The organism is Peribacillus muralis, assembly GCF_001645685.2.
GTDB lineage: Bacteria > Bacillota > Bacilli > Bacillales > DSM-1321 > Peribacillus > Peribacillus muralis_A.
The window spans coordinates 3,513,133-3,532,066 of the sequence record NZ_CP017080.1; the positions used below are offsets into that span (position 1 = coordinate 3,513,133).

The 18,934-nt window shown below is 43.6% G+C and carries 19 protein-coding genes; 3 read left to right on the forward strand and 16 right to left on the reverse strand.

From position 1 onward, the window contains the following. Positions 1-58: 58 nt before the first annotated feature. Positions 59-628 (reverse strand): hypothetical protein, encoded by a 570-nt coding sequence (locus tag ABE28_RS17075; RefSeq protein WP_257390614.1) that lies wholly within the window; start codon positions 626-628, stop codon positions 59-61. 209 nt (positions 629-837) lie between these two features. Here ABE28_RS17075 and ABE28_RS17080 point away from each other — a divergent pair, with 209 nt between their 5' ends. Next, complete coding sequence (locus ABE28_RS17080; RefSeq protein ID WP_064465995.1) at positions 838-1,290, forward strand: universal stress protein; 453 nt, start codon at positions 838-840, stop codon at positions 1,288-1,290. A 49-nt stretch (positions 1,291-1,339) separates the two neighbouring features. On the opposite strand, the gene argH is transcribed toward ABE28_RS17080, so the two are convergent. After that, complete coding sequence (argH, locus tag ABE28_RS17085) at positions 1,340-2,719, reverse strand: argininosuccinate lyase (protein WP_064465996.1); 1,380 nt, start codon at positions 2,717-2,719, stop codon at positions 1,340-1,342. Then, positions 2,716-3,921: an argininosuccinate synthase gene (locus ABE28_RS17090; protein ID WP_064465997.1), complete on the reverse strand. Its 1,206-nt coding sequence runs from the start codon at positions 3,919-3,921 to the stop codon at positions 2,716-2,718. The genes argH and ABE28_RS17090 overlap by 4 nt, the downstream gene beginning before the upstream one ends. A 214-nt stretch (positions 3,922-4,135) precedes the next feature. Here ABE28_RS17090 and ABE28_RS17095 point away from each other — a divergent pair, with 214 nt between their 5' ends. Continuing rightward, entirely contained in the window at positions 4,136-4,450 is a 315-nt protein-coding gene (locus ABE28_RS17095) for a hypothetical protein (protein ID WP_064465998.1), read from the forward strand. A 641-nt stretch (positions 4,451-5,091) separates the two neighbouring features. On the opposite strand, the gene ABE28_RS17100 is transcribed toward ABE28_RS17095, so the two are convergent. From ABE28_RS17100 to ABE28_RS17115, 4 genes are all read right to left on the reverse strand, one after another. Further along, a complete protein-coding gene (locus tag ABE28_RS17100) occupies positions 5,092-5,604 on the reverse strand; it encodes a MogA/MoaB family molybdenum cofactor biosynthesis protein (protein WP_064466146.1) in 513 nt (170 codons plus the stop codon). Next, a complete protein-coding gene (locus ABE28_RS17105; protein ID WP_064465999.1) occupies positions 5,604-6,443 on the reverse strand; it encodes an EcsC family protein in 840 nt (279 codons plus the stop codon). The genes ABE28_RS17100 and ABE28_RS17105 overlap by 1 nt, the downstream gene beginning before the upstream one ends. A gap of 198 nt (positions 6,444-6,641) precedes the next feature. Further along, positions 6,642-7,859: an acetate kinase gene (locus ABE28_RS17110; RefSeq protein WP_064466000.1), complete on the reverse strand. Its 1,218-nt coding sequence runs from the start codon at positions 7,857-7,859 to the stop codon at positions 6,642-6,644. Positions 7,860-8,046: 187 nt separating this feature from the next. Further along, positions 8,047-9,033 carry a class I SAM-dependent methyltransferase gene (locus ABE28_RS17115; RefSeq protein WP_064466001.1) on the reverse strand — a complete coding sequence of 329 codons (987 nt, stop codon included), beginning with the start codon at positions 9,031-9,033 and terminating at the stop codon, positions 8,047-8,049. Positions 9,034-9,336: 303 nt separating this feature from the next. Here ABE28_RS17115 and ABE28_RS25165 point away from each other — a divergent pair, with 303 nt between their 5' ends. Further along, a complete protein-coding gene (locus ABE28_RS25165; protein WP_156775812.1) occupies positions 9,337-9,492 on the forward strand; it encodes a hypothetical protein in 156 nt (51 codons plus the stop codon). Between the two features lie 266 nt (positions 9,493-9,758). On the opposite strand, the gene tpx is transcribed toward ABE28_RS25165, so the two are convergent. The 9 genes from tpx to ABE28_RS17165 form a co-directional block, all read right to left on the reverse strand. After that, on the reverse strand, positions 9,759-10,259 hold the full coding sequence (gene tpx, locus ABE28_RS17120; RefSeq protein ID WP_064466002.1) for a thiol peroxidase: 501 nt from the start codon (positions 10,257-10,259) through the stop codon (positions 9,759-9,761). Between the two features lie 172 nt (positions 10,260-10,431). Further along, positions 10,432-10,899 carry a GerW family sporulation protein gene (ytfJ, locus tag ABE28_RS17130; RefSeq protein ID WP_064466004.1) on the reverse strand — a complete coding sequence of 156 codons (468 nt, stop codon included), beginning with the start codon at positions 10,897-10,899 and terminating at the stop codon, positions 10,432-10,434. Between the two features lie 14 nt (positions 10,900-10,913). Beyond that, entirely contained in the window at positions 10,914-11,606 is a 693-nt protein-coding gene (locus ABE28_RS17135; protein ID WP_064466005.1) for a DUF2953 domain-containing protein, read from the reverse strand. Between the two features lie 97 nt (positions 11,607-11,703). Continuing rightward, positions 11,704-12,237, reverse strand: a complete 534-nt coding sequence (locus ABE28_RS17140) for an RDD family protein (protein WP_257390615.1) — start codon at positions 12,235-12,237, stop codon at positions 11,704-11,706. Between the two features lie 12 nt (positions 12,238-12,249). Then, the gene (gene sppA, locus ABE28_RS17145) at positions 12,250-13,251 is read right to left on the reverse strand and encodes a signal peptide peptidase SppA (protein ID WP_064466006.1); all 1,002 of its coding nucleotides are present in this window, start codon (positions 13,249-13,251) and stop codon (positions 12,250-12,252) included. Positions 13,252-13,591: 340 nt separating this feature from the next. After that, a complete protein-coding gene (gene pdxA, locus ABE28_RS17150; RefSeq protein ID WP_064466007.1) occupies positions 13,592-14,587 on the reverse strand; it encodes a 4-hydroxythreonine-4-phosphate dehydrogenase PdxA in 996 nt (331 codons plus the stop codon). Further along, positions 14,588-15,880, reverse strand: a complete 1,293-nt coding sequence (locus tag ABE28_RS17155; RefSeq protein ID WP_064466008.1) for a four-carbon acid sugar kinase family protein — start codon at positions 15,878-15,880, stop codon at positions 14,588-14,590. A gap of 12 nt (positions 15,881-15,892) precedes the next feature. Continuing rightward, positions 15,893-16,867, reverse strand: coding sequence for a 2-keto-3-deoxygluconate permease (locus ABE28_RS17160; RefSeq protein WP_064466009.1), 975 nt, complete (start codon positions 16,865-16,867; stop codon positions 15,893-15,895). A 154-nt stretch (positions 16,868-17,021) separates the two neighbouring features. Continuing rightward, positions 17,022-18,698, reverse strand: coding sequence for a PrpR N-terminal domain-containing protein (locus ABE28_RS17165; RefSeq protein ID WP_064466010.1), 1,677 nt, complete (start codon positions 18,696-18,698; stop codon positions 17,022-17,024). Between the last annotated feature and the right edge of the window lie 236 nt (positions 18,699-18,934).

Genomic DNA, 18,934 nt, shown 5'->3' on the forward strand with positions numbered 1-18,934 from the left:
CCCCCAAACTCATTCGAATTGGGGGTCCTTCTTTTCATTCGCAAGCCCTTGTCAATAATTAATCGGTCCTTATTTCCTGCTTCACGACTTTGTCACGGCCATCATACCAAAGGAGCAGCCATTCGCTATCTATCCTTATAAATCCCCTTTCCGCTCCAAGATAATAAATGCTCGCAGCTTCCCCTGAAAAATATTCAGTGTCCGTCGGCGGACCTAAAAGCGCGATGACTTCTTTTTCCGACTTTCCGACGAGCCCGCGTCCCTTCAATAAATCATCGACCATATAGATTCTTTCTTCATGATCCCCCAGCCACCTTTCAGTGGTGAAACGGGCTTTGGATTCATTCACTCCCAAAAGGACCAGGCAAGAAAGCAAAAGCAGGAGGCCAACACTTGTTATGATTATGGATATCATTTTCCTATCTTTGTTTTCATGTCCATCGGTATATCTAGAGGAAATCCACTGAACCAATAGCAAGGGTGCAAACGGAAGAAGCAAGGCAGCGATGCTTGCTACACTGATAGAAACCATTGCCATATTAATGTAAATGATTGCAAGGAAATAGATTAGCATAAACACGAGTACATACAGATAAAATGCCAGATTCACCATTCTTGAAAGACTCAACGAAAACTCCCCTCCCCAGCCGTCAGATTACCATAAATAAACAAATAAGTTAATGGCATAAAAGACAAAAGGAATCAATCTCTTATTGTGCCCAGATTACGGTTTCTTTGGTTATTGGCTAAAACAGTCGCTAATTTGTTATAATTGAAATAATATCCAATAGGAAAACCATAGTATAATAGGAATGAAATAGAAGGAGGAGATTCACTATGAATAGTATAGATTATAAAAATATTCTCGTAGCGGTGGATGGTTCGGAAGAAGCGGAGTGGGCATTGAAAAAAGCCATCTACTTGGCGAAACTCAGTGACGCCACCCTTGTGCTGGCACACATCGTTGATACAAGGAATTTCCCGACAATCGAAGCTTATGATATGACCCTCCGTGAACGTTCTGATGCCTTTGCCAATGAACTTTTGGAAAAGTACAAGATGGATGCAGTGGCATCCGGAATCGTACACGTCCAAACTGAAGTCGCCTACGGTTCACCAAAGGTACAAATTCCAAAAGATTTAGCGAAAAAATATTCAATCGATTTAATCGTCTGCGGTGCAACCGGCCTTAATGCCGTCGAACGCTTCCTGATCGGCAGCGTGTCTGAGGGCATCGTTCGCCATTCAAGCTGCGATGTAATCGTCGTGCGTACGAATACCGATAAATAATCAGCAAAAAAGCTCGTTCACAATGTCGGTGAACGAGCTTTTTTTGTTTTTATTTATTCACGAGCTTCTCCGCTTTTTCAATGGCAAGCTGTACTTGAGCGAAACCAGTACCGCCCGCACTATTACGTCGTTTAACTGCTTCGTAAGGATCCAGGGCATCGAATATATCATGGTCAAACAACTCGGATGCTTCCTGGAATTGCTCAATGCTCAGATCGACTAAATAGCAGCCGTTCTGCACACAGTGCAATACCAGTTTCCCGACAACCTCATGCGCCTTCCGGAAGGGCATTCCCTTTGCAGCTAGATAGTCAGCCAATTCCGTCGCATTCGAAAAATCATTCCTTGTCGCCTTCTCCATGATGTCCTTCTTCACCTTCATGGTTGAGATCATGCCGGCAAATATCTTAAGCGAACCAACTATCGTTTTGACTGTATCAAAAACGCCTTCCTTATCTTCCTGCATATCCTTGTTATAGGCAAGCGGAAGTCCTTTCAAAACAGTCAATAACCCCGTCAAATTCCCATAAACCCGCCCGGTTTTCCCACGGATCAATTCAGCCATATCCGGATTTTTTTTCTGCGGCATGATGCTGCTTCCCGTTGAAAATGCATCGTCCAATTCAACGAATTGAAATTCCTGGCTTGACCAAAGGATGATTTCTTCGCTGAAACGGGATAAATGCATCATCATCGTCGCACTATTGCTCATGAACTCAATGGCAAAGTCCCGATCGCTTACCGCATCCAGGCTATTTTCATATATTCCTTCAAACCCCAAGAGCTCGGCACTGAGGGCACGGTCAATCGGGAAGGTCGTTCCGGCCAGTGCACCAGCACCCAATGGCGAAATGTTGATTCTTTTATAGCTTTCTGAGAAACGCTCTTTGTCACGCTCAAGCATCCAAAAATAAGCCATTAAATGGTGGGCAAACGAGATCGGCTGCGCCCGCTGTAAATGAGTATATCCTGGTATGAGTGTTTCCACATTTTTCTTGGCCTGTCCCAAAATCGCTTCCTGAAGGTCGTGGATGAGCTGCAGAATCACGTTCGTTTGATTTCTCATATAAAGATGAAGATCCGTTGCAACCTGATCATTACGGCTTCTCCCAGTATGGAGCTTTCCGCCAACTGGCCCAATTTCGTTTATTAGCATACTTTCCAGGTTAAGATGGATATCCTCCATCTCAACCTTAAATGTCAACTCTCCCTTTTCAGCTTTTCCCTGCAAGGATTTAAGGCCAGAAATAATCTGATCTGCATCTTCTTCAGGCAGGATGCCGCATTGCTTTAGCATCGTTACATGAGCTAGGCTTCCTTGAATGTCTTCTTGGACAAGTTCCTGGTCAAAGGAAATGGAAGCTCCGAATTCGTCTACCCATTCCTCTGCAGATTTAGTGAACCTTCCTCCCCAGAGCTTGCTGCTCACACTGTCACCTTCTTGTTATTGACCATGCTGTTCACTTTCGTTGGAAGTCCCCATAGTTTAATGAAACCAACTGCTGCATCATGATCGAATTCATCCGCCTTTGTATAAGTGGCCAATTTTTCATCATAAAGGGAGTATTCCGATTTTCTGCCTTCTACGATCGCATGTCCTTTGAATAGCTTCACACGAACTGTTCCCGTTACGTTCACTTGTGTTTCTTTCAGGAAAGCGGCCAATGCTTTTTGAAGCGGTGAGAACCAAAGTCCTTCATAAATCAATTCAGTCATTTTCTTTTCGATCACAGGTTTGAAATGAGCCAGCTCTTTTACAAGCGTAATGTCCTCAAGCTCTTTATGGGCAGCTATCAATGTCATGGCTCCAGGAGCTTCATAGACTTCACGGGATTTGATTCCTACTAATCTATTTTCCACATGATCGATACGTCCAACACCGTGTTTGCCGGCTATTTGATTCAATTCGACAATCAAGTCGGCCAGTTTATAGTGTTTATTATTCATCGTGACAGGAACACCTTGTTCGAATCCAATTTCAATGATATCAGCGGTATCCGGCGTGTCCTCAAGACTTGCAGTCAAATCGTAAGCATCCTCCGGCGGAGCGGCCCATGGGTCTTCCAGGATTCCACATTCATTGCTTCTTCCCCAAAGGTTTTGATCAATCGAGAATGGGCTAGCCAAGCCGATCGGTACAGGAATTCCGTTTTTTGCTGCATATTCAATCTCCTCTTCGCGAGACCACTTCCAATCACGAACAGGTGCAAGAACTTCTAAATTAGGGTTCAAAGCTGAAATGGAGACTTCGAAACGCACCTGGTCATTTCCTTTTCCCGTACAACCGTGCGCTACAGCCACTGCATTTTCCGCTTCAGCCACTTCCACTAATTTCTTCGCGATCAGCGGACGTGATAAAGCCGATACCAATGGGTATTTCCCTTCGTACAATGTGTGTGCCTGAAGGGCCGTTAATGCGAATTCATCCGCAAATTCATCTTTGGCATCAATCACATATGAACTGACGGCACCAACCGTTATCGCTTTTTCCTTAATGAAGTCCAGATCTTTCCCTTCACCGACATCCAAACAGCATGCCACAACCTCATATCCTTGTTCTTGTAACCATTTAATTGCTACGGAAGTATCCAATCCTCCGGAATATGCTAAAACAACTTTTTGATTTCCCATTTTCATCGTCCCTTTCGTGTGAATAAAAATTCATATGTTTTTATTTTTATTCATTCTATGATTAGTACTTTATCATTTTTATAAAAGGAATACAAGGGGTATTTTGAAGATTCAGCTAAAAATTCCGTTCCTATTATCAAGCCCCTGATACATTGGCAGCGCCCGCCGGAATATAGTAAACTAAGAGTATGAAAAACGGAAAAGCGGAGGGAATATGAAAGAGTTATTTACCTATGATGAACGGCTCGGCATCGCCATTCCTGATTTGAACCTGGAGTGGGATGAATATACAAAGGGCGAGCAGCAGCAAATACTCGTGCACTGGGAGAATATCCGGGGGAGCATCCCTGACCGAATCAAGGAGCTGGAAACAACCATTAACCATAAGCAGAACCAGCTCTCCGATGAAAGTGACTTCGCCGCTTCATGCAAGCTCAATTCCGAAATTGCCGACCTGGCCTCGATCATCAATGACCTGTGGCTTTGGTATCGGGCCAATCAAGGCGTGAGTGGGAAGATGCATAATTGAAGGCTGTTCTATGCAAAAAAGGCCACAGGCTAATTAGTACCCTATTGAATGGACACTCTAAAAATGTCTACGCTATAGGGTACTTATGTTTATATTAAGAAAAAGCGATTTGGAGCGGCCTTGTTCGATTTGACGGACCGTTCCTTTTCGACATGCATTCTGTACATCTACAGTTTTTAAGCCGTTCGCGTGAAAACGATGAGGGAATCCCGATTGTCCGCATGTAGCTGGTGAGAAACGGTATCTCAAACTCGCGAGTAAAGTCAATGAATTGGCGAGTAGAGGTGCCGAATTCGCGAGTAACGCTCCAAAATGGCAAAAAAAACCAGTAATGGTACGGAGAAACCCGGGCGGAAATTGCTAGTAACGCAACAATTTGACGACAAATGTCCCTAATAGCGTGTGAAAAGCGCAATATTTATGTGGACCCACCCCAAATTCGAGGCAAAGCCCGTACTAGCGAGTAAACTGTACCTTAGACCGTTCTAGACCCGGTGGCACATGAACAGGTAGAAGCGATGTAAAATCAAAAAAAGCCGCCTGCATAGTGCAGACAGCATCTCCTTCAAGTTGCCTAGTTTTTTTAAAAGCCCATTCAAAGGTCCATTTTATAGGAAACTGGGTCCTTTTTTACAATTCGTTCATAAATCCTTCCTGAGTTCACCGACGACATGCCGCAATTCCGGAAGAATCAATTTATTCATCGCAAGCCGAACCGCCCCTGATGAGCCAGGAGTGGAAAATACCGCTTTATCGTTCACGATTCCGGCAGCCGCCCTCGATAATATCGCTGCCGAACCAATGTCCTCCTGATAGCTGAGCATACGGAAAAGCTCGCCGAAACCAGGGATTTCCTTGGTCATCAATTCCTTGACCGCCTCGATCGTTACATCCCTCTTGGCGATTCCCGTACCGCCATTCATCAATACGACGTCGACCTTTCCGCTTCGACAGCCTGCCATAACCGCTGCTTGAATTACATCTTTTTCATCTTTTACGATTTCGTATCTTGTCACTTCATGACCATTCGCTTTCAGTAATTCCATCATCAATGCGCCGCTTTTATCATTTTCTTCATTACGCGTATCGCTAACGGTAATCACCATGCAGTGAATAACCTCCGTGATCGCCTTTTTATGATTCTTGACGCTCATCATTCATCAGCCTTCTTCTCCAGTAAATAACGATATTGATAAAACTTCTGGGCAAATTCACTGACACTCCGGGTCATTTGATAATTCGCGCCTGCCCCGATGGCGATGCTGATGATCGGAATGCCCCGAACCAGCTTTTGGCGGAAAACAGTAATCGATAAAGCCTTCAATAGCTGCTTCAATGGCTGCTCCATCCAGGTCGGATTTGTCAGCTCCTCAATTCCCAAATAAAAATAATCATCTTCGGCAGTTTGGATTTCATGGATCAATTCTTCCCATGCTATTCCCTGTAGCCTCTTTGGCATTGCCCCTGCATTGAATACCTTAAGTGCCATCATCATTTCGAAAGGCGTATTCACCTCGAAGCCATAAGACATGGCGATCAGCTGCACAGTCCGGATATTGATGACCGTCATGGCCGGTAAATCACTTCCAAGCAAAAGCATGCCTCCTGACCCACTCATCCCTCCTTGTGCAAAAGAGTATAAACGATGCTTGGCAATATGCTGGTTCGCTATGTAATTCAACTGGTCGATCGATAGGAGATTCAAGTCACCAAGCGTTTCGATTTCCTCGTTGAAAACGCGTGCTGATGCTAAAATCCGCTCCCTTGCATCTATTTGAATTTGTGAACTCTGAACCATGGCGTGCAAGTGAAAAAGCCAAGTATCAAGCTTTTCAAAAAACTGTTGCTGTACGTTTTCAGGCAACAGCGAAAACCCCTGCTCCAGCCATTTATCATACAATGCAGCAAGATCCGTCGGCTCATATTGATAAAGGTTTTCTTGCCATTCATTAATTTCATGCCAAACTTTCATTTCCCGATTGGTGAATTCCATGCATCAAGCCTCCTATGTATAGAATTGGTTGATTCTCCCTTAAGTATATCATACACAATGGGCTTTCAAGAATAGGTGACTTCCCGCGTTTCACGTAAGTGTACAGGGAAAACCCGTGATGAATTTGGCTTATGGTCCATATGGATAAAAAAATTCCCTTACCGAAAAAACCGGCAAGGGAACCTCTTATCCGAAAAATCAGGAAGGCATATTTTCGGCTTTTCCGTTCAAAGCAACCTTCATCGTATCCCTGACGATCATGATTTCTTCATTTGTGGGGATGACCATCACTTTCACTGGGGAATAAGGTGAATTGATGAACGCTTCTTTACCAGAGGAGGTACGATTAAGGTCCCGATCCCAATAAACACCCATGAATTCAAGCCCCTCCAAGATCCGGGCTCTAATGGCTTGGCTATTTTCACCGATACCGGCCGTGAAAATGATGCCATCGACTCCACCCATTTTCGCTGAATAGGAACCGATATACTTATGAATCCTGCCTGCAAACACTTCAAGGGCAAGTTTGGCCCTTTCATTGCCTTTGTCAGCTTCGCCTTGGATATCGCGCAGATCGCTGGAAAATCCGGAAAGGGCCAGCATGCCGCTTTGCTGGTTCAAGACATCCAGCACTTCATCAGCTGTTTTACCTGTTTTTTCCATTATATAAGGAATCAATGCAGGATCGATATTTCCTGAACGTGTCCCCATGGTAACACCTGCCAATGGTGTAAAGCCCATGGATGTATCCATCGACTTACCGCCCTTAATGGCAGTAATGCTGGCACCATTGCCTAGATGGCAGGAAATTAAGCGAAGCTGTTCAAGCGGACGGCCAATCATTTTTGCGGCCCGTTGGGAAACATATTTATGGGAAGTACCGTGAAATCCATATTTTCTTATTCCATAGTCTTCATAGTATTTGAAGGGTAAGCTATACATATATGAACTTGCGGGCATCGTCTGATGGAAGGCCGTATCAAATACCGCAACAGCCGGAACATCGCCTAGTATTTGCCTGAAGGCTTTGATTCCCGTACTATTGGCAGGGTTATGAAGTGGTGCCAACTCCGATAAGCGATCAATTTCCTTGATTACTTCCTCGTTAATCAGGACCGAATCACTGAACACCTCACCGCCATGAACAACACGATGGCCAACGCCGTCTATTTCTTCAAAGGAGTCAATGATGCGATGGTGAATCAGCTTTTTCAATAATATTCCTACAGCCACTTCATGATTAGGTATATCCATCGTTTCGGAAACATTTTCCCCTCCGACACTCAAAGTGAAAGTGGAATTCTTCAAGCCAATCCGTTCCACAAGACCTTTTGTAATTACTTGTTCATCAGGCATCTCAAAAAGCTGAAATTTCAATGAAGAGCTGCCTGCATTTATTGCGATGATTTTTGACATCCATCCTGCTCCTTTACTCTAAGCTTGTCTACATTTTCTTATGATTCCCTAAAAAGAAATATGCAGTATATAGTACAATCTTATCATGGCAGGTGGATAGTACCAAATAATAAGGGGAGGTAAAAAATAACCAGTACCGTCAAACAAAAAAATGAAAGCCAATGCGAAGCGCATCAGCTTTCATTTTTCATTTTTCCTCTTTAAACCAATCATCCATCTGCTGCATGACAGAACTTGTCGCTTCAAAATCCGAAAGCTTCGGAAGTTGTACGAGCAAGGCTTTCTTCGGTGCTTCGATACCTTCTTTTTTCTTTTGAAGGATCAGGATGCTTTTCGCTGCCGCTTCATTTTTAAACATGGAAAGCGGCAATTGCACCATTCCTTGGATATGTGTATGTTTTTTCAAGAAATCATTAAGTTTCGGCGCTTCATCTGAAACGAATAATTTATTTGGGACGATGAAGAAAAGGTGACCGCCATCCTTCACATGTTTCACACTCTGCTCGATAAACAAATGATGTGCATAAGAATGTCCCTCCCCAGCCTTCAATTCATAATCGGATGCACGGATATCATTCGGATAATACCCAATCGGCAAATCACTGACTACGACGTCCGAGGGATCGATGAATAATGGCTCCAGGCTGTCCTGGTTGAAGAATTCAAGCGGATGTTCTTGCAGGTTGGCACCTGCATAAGCAAGCCTGATCAAGGTTTCATCAATCTCGACTCCATATGAAGCGATGTTTTTATCAAGCAGTTGGTTCAGAATCGCAAATAACAAATTCCCTGTTCCGACGGCGGGATCCAGCATGACCAACTCTTTTTGACCCTTGGTGAATTTCCCGACTAAATAACTGACGAACATGCCTACTGCATCAGGGGTCATTTGATGATTTGGCTGCACGCTCTGCTGCATGCCTTTCAATATGGCCAACTGATACGCTTTACGGATTGCTTCCTTCTCATATTTCTCAGGTGAAAAGTCCGCATAATGCTTCATTAACCTTTTCTTTGATACTTCACTCAATTCCTCCTGCAGGATTTTCCCTTGGAAGAAATTCTCGCCCGTTTCACCTAGGGCATCGAGATACGTACATGATAGTTCACCTTGCAATATCTGGGCTGTTTCATTGAATTCATTAAATAATAGTTCAACTGGGGTAGACTTCACTTGTTAATTCCTCCTGTTTGGTTCTGTCCCTATTTTAAAGGTATGAAGAAAGAGATACAAGCCAGAGACCCTAGCAATCATTCTTGGCTGTACTTCGGACTTTCCTTTACACCTTATGTGAACACGAAGATGGAATTGTACTATGTTCGTTTCGTTTCACTGCAGGCACTCGCTTTCTACTGCAGGAGTTGAAAAAATATTGCTTTGAACCAGTTGCTTCGGCAATATCACTTGAACACAGTTCCGTTTTGCTCCATTGATGACCGAATACCAATGGAGTAATATGCATGAGGTGGTGATTATATGGATAAAAATCAATTTCATCATGGGCAGGTTAATCCGATAAATCAGCAACATGATATACAGTCAGCAACAATGGTTTCGGCAAGGGTATGGGGATGGATGTCGGACAGGGGAACAAGCGGGTTTTTACCTAAGACAAATGCTGTCTTGGTCTAATGAAGTCGACATAAAAGAATAGAAAAACAATCTTGCCAGACCACTCTTGACCATTAGGTGTACCGACAGTCTAGAGCCTTAACTAAATCGAGATAAAAAAACGTGTATCACAACGAATTGTATGGCCGGCAAACACAGATTTAAATACCTGCAGCTCCATTGAAATTCTGAGTCTAAAAAGGCTGTTGATTTTTTCAAAAACAAGTTGTTTATCAACAAAAAAACCGGGCATATTGTGCCCGGTTTCTTAGAATTGAATTCACATCTTATTTTGCCGCTTTGGCCGCTTCGATCGCACCTTCGTAATTTGGATGGTTCGTGCCTTCGCTCACATATTCCACATAAGTGATTTCATCGGAGCTGTTCACGACGAAGACGGAGCGTGCCAAAAGACGTAATTCTTGCATGACCACACCATATGCTTCACCGAAGGAAAGGTCACGGTGATCGGAAAGAACTTGAACATTTTCCAATCCACTTGCTGCGCACCAGCGTTTTTGGGCGAAAGGAAGATCATTGCTGATCGTCAATACTTTCACATTGTCCAATTTTGCCGCTTCTTCATTGAATTTTCGTGTTTGTGCATCACATACACCTGTATCCACTGAAGGAACTACACTGATGATGCGTACGGAACCTTTGGAGTCGCTTAATGTAACAGGTGATAAGTCGTTAGCCAATACTGTAAAATCAGGAGCCTTGTCCCCAACCTTTAGTTCCTGTCCCACTAAAGTGACCGGATTGTTTTTAAATGTAACTGAAGCCATTAAAAATTCCTCCTTTTTCTTCTATATGTACAAGCATAATCATATTTGTTTTACCGGAATTTTGCAATTAATTGAATTGGGAAAAGCGAAATTGACTGGAGCAATCAAGTCCGCCATAAATATAATGGCGATATTCCTGCAAAAAGAAAACTCGGCGTATGCCGAGTCGCAGTTAGAAATCTAAATCCTGTTTAGGTTCCTGATATCTTTTTGTTGGAGGTTGTTGACTTGCCCCCTGCTTTTGATTACTATCCTTCTTGGAAAGCATGGACTGGATTTTATCGACGACCTGGGGAGCTAAATCCATCATTTTTTCGAGAAGGTGCGTCCCTTCATCAAGATGAATCATCTTGACGCCATGGGAACCGACGATCAAAAAAGCAATCGGCGTTATCGAAACACCACCGCCGCTACCGCCGCCAAATGGCTGTTTCGATTCACCTTGTTGCCCTTGATGATTGCCATCAATCACAAATTCACTGCCACCTGCCGCAAACCCGAAGCCCACTTTGGAGACGGTTAAAATGACACTTCCATCCGGAGTTTCCACCGGATCGCCGATGATTGTGTTCACATCGACCATTTCTTTCAGATTTTCCATCGCTTCTTTCATCAATCCTTGGATTGGATGATCTGACATCTAAATTCCTCCCTCTAGAACGATTGTTTATTGGAATCACCTGATAGCCTCGCTAAATTTCCGGACTTGAAATTCGCTTTTTTGCCTTTCCAATAACGAAGCAGTTTTATTCCAGTCCACATAGCCTGCCCGATTCTAAATTGTAATATGCAGGAAATTAACGTATTCGCCTGCCATCGCTGAAAGTTAGGTGTAATCGAATAGGAGGGCATGATTTGAAAATTCAAATAGGAAGTCAATAAACCGATGATGGATCCTTTAAGCGCCCAGCAAGCCCCAGTTAGCATACCGGTGTGGGCAGCATTTTTAGTTCCGACCATGCTGTGCCACACGAATTTCTTGACCTTGACCTTTCGTGTGAACTGCCGGACGATCTTGTGAAAGCCGACAATATGCACAATCATCGTACGGAGGTCAGCCAACCCATCACGTAAATTTTCCGGTGTGACTTTTTTCGTTTCTTCCTTTTTGCTTTCTTCCTTCATACCTTGTTCTTTCTTAACTGTTATCGTTGCCGAGCCTTCTTCCTTTTTAATGACAGGCACTTTGATCGTATAGTGAAAAAGCCCATACCAAGCTGTTAATTTAATCTGTATTTTGTCATTTTTGTGAACATGCTTTAAGTCAATGTACACCTTTATTTTAGTGAACATAAGAAGAAGCAGCAGTAAGATGAGACAACCTGCAATCAACAAAAGCCACTTCATGCATCCACACCCTTTTTCCTCCCAGTATCGGCATATCCACAAAAAAATAAACCTGCAAAAGCGAAGATCTCGCCCTTGCAGGTTCATGAATTCATCATCATCTTCTTGTCAAGACCACGCTCGTATCTGCAAAGACATCATGCAAGGCCTGTTTCTTCGGCAATAGTCCTGCCAGGAGATAGCCAATCCATGTAATCTTTGAGATATAGCGACCGACCAGTTCCCTGAATAATACCGTTCCCCAGGAAATGACCTTTGCCTCTTCCTTCAATGCCACGACCTTCAGGCCGAAAATCATTTTGCCCAAGGTTTGGTTCATGAACTTGGTCATCAGTACAAAGTATAGGAAGAATACGATTCCCGTCAAAAAGCCCTCTGCCGAAAACCACAGATCATCTGCGCCTTCATAAAACTTGAAAATTGGATGAATCAAGATCCGATTCAAGCTTCCGATAATCAGGAGATCAGCTAAATATGCCCAAAATCTCATCCAAAACCCAGCAAAACAAACAGCCTTCAGTTCCTTATCACCGTTAACCTGCGCTGGTGGCATATCCAACTGCATGGGATCTTCCAGTAGATCCGGTGAAGCGAATTCGATTGGTTCATTGTTTTCATTTCTTTCCGTCATCCTTCAGCCCCCCTATTCCGCATACAAATACATTAAGCGTGGAGAATTTGAAGAGGAAAGGATTTTTGTCAAGACTGCCGTTTCCACATCATTTCCCAACATTTTTTGCGCTCCCATACTGAATAAGGAACCAAAGCCTGCTTCATCCGTATAACGGATGACTTGAGCATCTTTTTGACCTATATCCTTTTTCATGGCGGCAATGACATCATCCAAATGGCCAAAATCATCAATCAAATGGTTTTCCTTCGCCTGACGCCCATCATAAATGCGGCCATCGGCGATCTTCCTTACTTCCTGCTCCGTCATACCGCGGCCGTCTGCAATGACCTTCACGAATTGATCATAAGAGTTATTAATCATATTTTGCAATATATCTCGTTCCTCACCCGTCATTTCCCGGGTCGGACTCATGATGTCCTTGTGCGGTCCGCTTTTGATTGTCTCGAACTCGACGCCATATTTCTTGGCAAGCTTTTCATAATTATACCCGTGCATGATGACGCCGAGGGAGCCCGTCATCGTTTCCGGGCTTGCATAAATCTTATTGGCCGGTGCGGAAATATAATATCCACCCGACGCGGCCATTGACCCCATCGAAACATAGACAGGTTTTTTGACCTTTTTAATATCAAGGATCTTGTCATGGATTTCTGCACTTTCGACGACACCGCCGCCAGGTGAATTCACCCGGAGGATAATTCCCTTGATATCATCATTTTCTTCCGCCATCTTCAGCTTATCCATGAAGGCGCGGTGATTATAGGTTGCCGAACTTAGTAATGATGCTTCTCCCGTATCCTGAATCGTTCCCTCTACATCAAATACGGCAATGACATTCGTGTAGTCCTCGCCTTCAATGACGTCTTCGTAAAACTCGCTATCGGAAGCGAATAATTCATCAATCACGCTTTCCGTATCAGCTGTAAAAAAAGTTGTCGCCGTCCCTACCAGAATAGAGACAAAAAATAAAACGGCTGCGATTCCAAGTGCGGCCCAACGCTTTCCATTCATCTGTGTTCCCCCTTAACGATATGTATCCTTCTTACCATACGAACTGCATCCAAAAATGTTTCATCCCATGATAAACTTAGATATTTAAAATTGTAGCAAATAATCCTCTAATTGGAAATGGGAGCCACCTATTACATGTTTTTTTCTTTAGGCATACAAAAAAAGTCCTTTCCTCCCACCCTTCTACTAATGGGAGCTTCATGGACTCTCCGTGAAAATTCATTATACTTCTCCTATGGAGAAAAGAATGGCTTCCTATCGCATCAGCCTTCCAGATGCTGACGCAAGTGCCGTAATAATTAAGAAAGCTGCCGGAATAAATTCCGGCAGCTTTCTCCTTTCATTCCTTTGGCGCTAATTCAATGGCTGAATGAATCGCCGCAAGCATGCTTTTCTCATCGGCAATGTTCTTCCCCGCTATATCGAATGCAGTGCCGTGATCGACGGAAGTTCTTATGATGCCGCCTTTCAGGCCGACGGTAATATTGACCCCTGCCTCGATCCCCATTACTTTGATCGGGGCATGTCCTTGATCGTGATAACAAGCAACGACCATATCAAAATCCCCGCGGCCTGCCCTGAAGAACAATGTATCAGCAGGAAGCGGCCCTGTTACATTGATTCCTTCTTTTTGTGCCCGTTCGATGCCAGGCATTAATTTTTCTTCCTCTTCACCATTCCCGAATAAACCATTTTCCCCTGCATGAGGATTTATTCCGCATACCGCGATGCTTGGATTATGGAATCCAGCCTTCGTCAGTGTTTCATGTGCAAGTTTGATCACTTTGTACGTTCGCTCAGGATTAATGCTTTCGATGGCTTCAATCAGTCCCATATGTGTCGTCAAATGGATGACCTTCAGGTTGGGTGTAGTCAGCATCATTGAAAAGTCTTCCGTATCCGTAAGGTCAGCGAGAATCTCCGTATGTCCCGGATACATATGCCCCCCTTTATGGAGCGCCTCTTTATTCAGCGGTGCAGTACAAATTGAATGGATTTTCTTCTCTTTCGCCAAGTCAATCGCCTTTGCCAAGTATTGAAATGCGCCGTCTCCCGCTACAGCCGACACCTCTCCGAACGGGAGGTCTGAAGGAATGATGTCTAAATCCAGAACATCTATCGAACCGAATTCATACTTTGCCTCAGAAGGATCTTTTATCGCATTCACGATTCCGGTAAAGCCTACGATGGGCTTTACCTTCTCAATTATTTTGGCATCTCCGATCAACAGCGGCCTGCACTGTTGATATACCTCGGCATGCGTTAATGCCTTAACGATAATTTCCGGGCCAATTCCAGCCGCATCTCCCATGGTAATTCCTATAATCGGTCTCATTTAAGCATATTCTCCCTTCAACTTTTTCATGGCATGTATAAATACGTCCTCTGAACCGAATCCGCCCGCTTTCGTGACGACATATATAGCGTCATTACCCAGGAACTTGGATATAGGGACTCCTATTTCCAATTCGTCCAGCAATTCGAATCCTTTTACATCCCATAAATTGCATATTTGCTTGGCAGTATCGCCGCCAGTCATGGTTACACCTTTAAAATATTGTTTCTCTAATAGGACGGAACATACTGTGCCCATCGCTTTCACAATCTCGTTGCTGATTTGGGTATGCGTAAGGCCCCTGGATTTTCCAGTGTCCCAAGCCTTTTCGATATCAGCTTTCTCAGCAGTCGAATAGATGACGACATCTTTCCCGATTGCAGCCTTTTCGATGGCCTCCTGATAAACCCGTCGAATCTCCTCCGTTCTTTCCTTGTCATCGGCTATGGCTTTATAGGATTCGAAGGGTATTGCATGTACCTCGGTTTGTTCTAACAGTTTTTTCAATTGCAGCCGTGAATTCTTATTTACACTTCCAATCACAGTGAGCACCGGGGAAGTTGCATGAGGGATCGTGAACTGGTATTCCCTGGCTGGAATAGAATAATAGTCTGGGAGGTAATTGGCGATCCCCGCTGAACCCGCCCACGTTAGTTCAAGCTCGATATCTTTTGTATACTCCAATATTTCCTTCAAATGCTGCTCTGTGGAAGAATCGATGATGATATACGGAATCGAATCTTCCGCAAACCTTGATAGCTTCCTTTTCACATGTTCTTTGCCTTTATCCAGGTCCCCAACGGTGATTGTACCTATCGGGCGGGCCGTCTGTGTAGCGATAAGCTCTGGCAAATACGATTGGGTCACCGGGGTTTTCGGATCCTTGGAAATCTCCGTTTCCCCAAGAGGTATTCCATTTAAATAGTGAACAGAATCAAGAATCGATCTGCCGTTTTTAGGATACCCCGGAGCGATCATGACCAAATTCGGCTTAACGGCGTCATATAGGGCGTCAATTTCTGCACCGATATTGCCGCGCATGGTCGAGTCCAGCTTTTTATATATCGTCGAAAAGCCGGACCGCTTTAAAAAATCTGCCGCTACCTTGACTTTATCGTAAGCGTCTTGCTTTTCTAGTGAACGGCTGTCTGTATCGAATACGACAGCGTCATAATCCTGTACACGTTTTTCATCCATTCCAAAAAGAACGGTCGTCTTAAGTCCATGACGTGCCAATTGAACTCCGCTATCATTGGCGCCCGTCAAATCATCTGCGATGATCGCTAATTTCATAGTTAATCCCCTCTACTCATTGTATTTCGCCACTCCACCCTTTTTATCCAAATGCTTGGATAGGAAGCCGATGAAGATCGGGAGAAGGATGGCTGTCGTAACGACACTCGCTGCAATTTGTACGGTCGCAAGCTCGGCATGGACACCAAATGAGGCATTGGCTGCCACGATGGCAACAGGAGTACCGACCGCGTTACCCGCTGTAGAACCTTCGGAAGCACCGACAATCGGATTCCATCCTATCCATTTGAAGATTAGATATCCGCCTCCACCCGTTAGCACGACGGTGATCACACCAAGTAATACGCCACTTAATCCCCCTTGGATGATCGCTGTGAAATTAATCCCCATCCCTAACGAGAAAGCAAAGAATGGTACAAGTTTATCACTGCCCTTAGAAAGGAAATCCTTCATCTCGGAATCTAAATTACCCAATACCACCCCGACTATAAGCGGAAGCAATACGGCTATGAATGAGGTTGGAGAGAACATTCCGTTTGCGAAGCCCATTGTCCCAAAAATGGACAGCGCTACCATTGTCAGGAACGGACCATCACTTAATGCTAGAAATGGATAGGCCGCTTTATCTTCTTCTTTCCCGTACTGACCGGCAAGTGCAATATAAAGTCCGCCATTCGAATTCGTCATCGCTGCAATGATGGCCAGTGGTGCCATTCCCAAAAACAATCCGTTGCTATCGGCCAGCCAAAACCCAAGAAGTCCGACCAATGCTCCCAATACCCACTTATATGTTAAAAGTGTAACACCCTTTTTAACCGAAGTGCCTGCAGTGCGGAGATTGATTTGTGTTCCCGCAATCAAGAGAAATAAGGCGATTAAAGCACTGGAGCTGTTCACGAACAATGCTTCGGTGAAACCGCCAATCCTTAGTAAATCAGGAAATAATGTATTGATGGTAGCCGCCAACAATAGTGGAACAACCATCATCCCGCCTGGGATTCGATCTAGCGTTGCTTTAATTCTCATAATAAAAACCCCTTTGCTTTATTTATTAAAGCGCTTTCAATGTTTATATTAAAATATTGTGTTAATAAAAGCAACACCTTTTATATTTAATAACAATAAAATAGTTAAATAGTTTAAAAATGCAACACATCAAATAAAAAAAACAAACTTAAAGTCATTCTTTAAGTTTGCGCCATAATGTTGCCCGGTTAATGCCCAATCGCTCAGCCGTTTTCGTTTGATTATAGTCTTCTTCCTTAAGGGTCCGCTGAATGATGTATTTCTCCATCTGTTTCAGTGTCGCTTTTTGCGATACGAGGATATCAGTTGAAAGACCATCATCTTCCAACACTTTTTCAATGGTTTCTTTTTGAATCACATACTCTTTTTCATTCAAGGCTATTTGCTTTATAAACCGTTTCAAGTCGTCAATATTATTCGGATACGAGTAATCTTCCAAAAGGGCCAAAGCCTCACTTTTTATATTCATTGCCGTCGTTCCATACGTTTGATGATAATGGGATAAGAAAAATTTCGTCAATTTTTCGATATCCTCCTTACGGTGTGATAAATCCGGCAGATGAATCGTGTTTATTTCCAGACTTGCAGCAATCGCTTCGCTAATTTGTTCATTTGACCCGATAAATATCGATACCCCATTTTTGCAACAAGTGTACAAAAATTCATTTAATGGGGCAAACTCCTTTATGCAATCGATATTCTTCAGGAAAACGGTTCGAATGTTATCTAACAGCAGCTCTTTAAGTGCACTTTCTTTGAATTCCTCGAAATCAATGGTACATAGCATCCCATTATTCGCTAGTTCATTATGTATATAATTGACAAGAAACTCTTTACCCGTCCCACGACTTCCTTTTAAATGGATGATTTCATGGTTCTTGTAGAGAGAGGCCACAGTATTTACAAAAGCTGCGTCCATGGCAATCGGCTCCGGGAAAGAAGCTGCCTTGCTCTTCACCCCTTTCAAATCCAAGCGTTTCACGGAACTGGCCGTTAAAATATACATCCTATACGATGCTTTCAAGCCATCATGCCAAAAACCTTCTACATCTACACTCTTTCCGTCCAGGGAGAAATGGGCATGAAGAACCTGCTTATTTTCGGTAAGTTCCGTATTCAAGCTCTGGTATTGGACAGCATTAAACGGATTAGCATCAAAATCGGTTAAACGCTCATAGACCACTTGATTTTCCTCATTAAAAATGACGATATTTTGGACTTCTTTGACCAAGAGCCTTTCAAGCATCCCATTCATATCATTTTTGTAATGAAGGAAGGAAATCATCTGTTTCGCATCATTAACGGCCCTTAAGATCGATTCCCGCCCCGATTGAATCAGGAAACCCTTCATGCCGTAAGAAATGGTCGCATTTATGGTAATTACATCACCAACGATTTGTTTATACCCCTCGTTTTTCAGCGTTAATATGAGAGGCGCCACTTCTTCAGACTCACGAACTGTATATACCTGTAAGGGGAGCTCCAGTAAATCGATAATGGACTGGGCACCTGAAGTTATATTTGAAAATCCAACTATGGCGGTTTTATCCTTCAGCTCACTGGCAAGCGTCAAGGAACGAATCATGTCATATCCTGAAAGGTGCATGTCGATAACCGGGATCTGGACGGATTTCTTAATGAGCTTGGCTGTACCGCCCCTGCTGATAATGGCATCCGCTCCGTTTTTCTCCTCCAATTTCGCAAGTTCCACACCTTTTTCCAAGTCGCCCACCGAATAGCCGATTTCCATATCAGGATACAAAGGCAGACACGCTTTTATAATGGGCAGCATCGATTCATATGGGGCAATGATATGCACTTTCATATACATAACCTACTTTCTTGAATATCCGTACTCTATTAATAAGCACCCATCATATCGAAGGGATTGAAGCCCCCTGTAAAATCGGGTGAATAGAGAATTATTATACCATTTTTCTCCTCCCACTTCTTTTATTCAAACTAACATTCATGCGGTCGTTACGGTTGAGCTCAATAATGAAGCACCGGATGTACGAGTAAATTACTGAAAAGTGCACCAACATACTAAAAAGTATCATTCCATGA

What these genes read in the sequence shown, in the direction of transcription:
- ABE28_RS17080 (WP_064465995.1), top strand. Translation starts at nt 838, where the DNA reads ATGAATAGTATAGATTATAAAAATATTCTCGTAGCGGTGGATGGTTCG.
- ABE28_RS17090 (WP_064465997.1), bottom strand. Translation starts at nt 3,921, where the DNA reads ATGGGAAATCAAAAAGTTGTTTTAGCATATTCCGGAGGATTGGATACT.
- ABE28_RS17095 (WP_064465998.1), top strand. Translation starts at nt 4,136, where the DNA reads ATGAAAGAGTTATTTACCTATGATGAACGGCTCGGCATCGCCATTCCT.
- ABE28_RS17100 (WP_064466146.1), bottom strand. Translation starts at nt 5,604, where the DNA reads ATGAGCGTCAAGAATCATAAAAAGGCGATCACGGAGGTTATTCACTGC.
- ABE28_RS17105 (WP_064465999.1), bottom strand. Translation starts at nt 6,443, where the DNA reads ATGGAATTCACCAATCGGGAAATGAAAGTTTGGCATGAAATTAATGAA.
- ABE28_RS17110 (WP_064466000.1), bottom strand. Translation starts at nt 7,859, where the DNA reads ATGTCAAAAATCATCGCAATAAATGCAGGCAGCTCTTCATTGAAATTT.
- ABE28_RS25165 (WP_156775812.1), top strand. Translation starts at nt 9,337, where the DNA reads ATGGATAAAAATCAATTTCATCATGGGCAGGTTAATCCGATAAATCAG.
- tpx (WP_064466002.1), bottom strand. Translation starts at nt 10,259, where the DNA reads ATGGCTTCAGTTACATTTAAAAACAATCCGGTCACTTTAGTGGGACAG.
- ytfJ (WP_064466004.1), bottom strand. Translation starts at nt 10,899, where the DNA reads ATGTCAGATCATCCAATCCAAGGATTGATGAAAGAAGCGATGGAAAAT.
- ABE28_RS17135 (WP_064466005.1), bottom strand. Translation starts at nt 11,606, where the DNA reads ATGAAGTGGCTTTTGTTGATTGCAGGTTGTCTCATCTTACTGCTGCTT.
- ABE28_RS17140 (WP_257390615.1), bottom strand. Translation starts at nt 12,237, where the DNA reads ATGACGGAAAGAAATGAAAACAATGAACCAATCGAATTCGCTTCACCG.
- sppA (WP_064466006.1), bottom strand. Translation starts at nt 13,251, where the DNA reads ATGAATGGAAAGCGTTGGGCCGCACTTGGAATCGCAGCCGTTTTATTT.
- pdxA (WP_064466007.1), bottom strand. Translation starts at nt 14,587, where the DNA reads ATGAGACCGATTATAGGAATTACCATGGGAGATGCGGCTGGAATTGGC.
- ABE28_RS17155 (WP_064466008.1), bottom strand. Translation starts at nt 15,880, where the DNA reads ATGAAATTAGCGATCATCGCAGATGATTTGACGGGCGCCAATGATAGC.
- ABE28_RS17160 (WP_064466009.1), bottom strand. Translation starts at nt 16,867, where the DNA reads ATGAGAATTAAAGCAACGCTAGATCGAATCCCAGGCGGGATGATGGTT.
- ABE28_RS17165 (WP_064466010.1), bottom strand. Translation starts at nt 18,698, where the DNA reads ATGTATATGAAAGTGCATATCATTGCCCCATATGAATCGATGCTGCCC.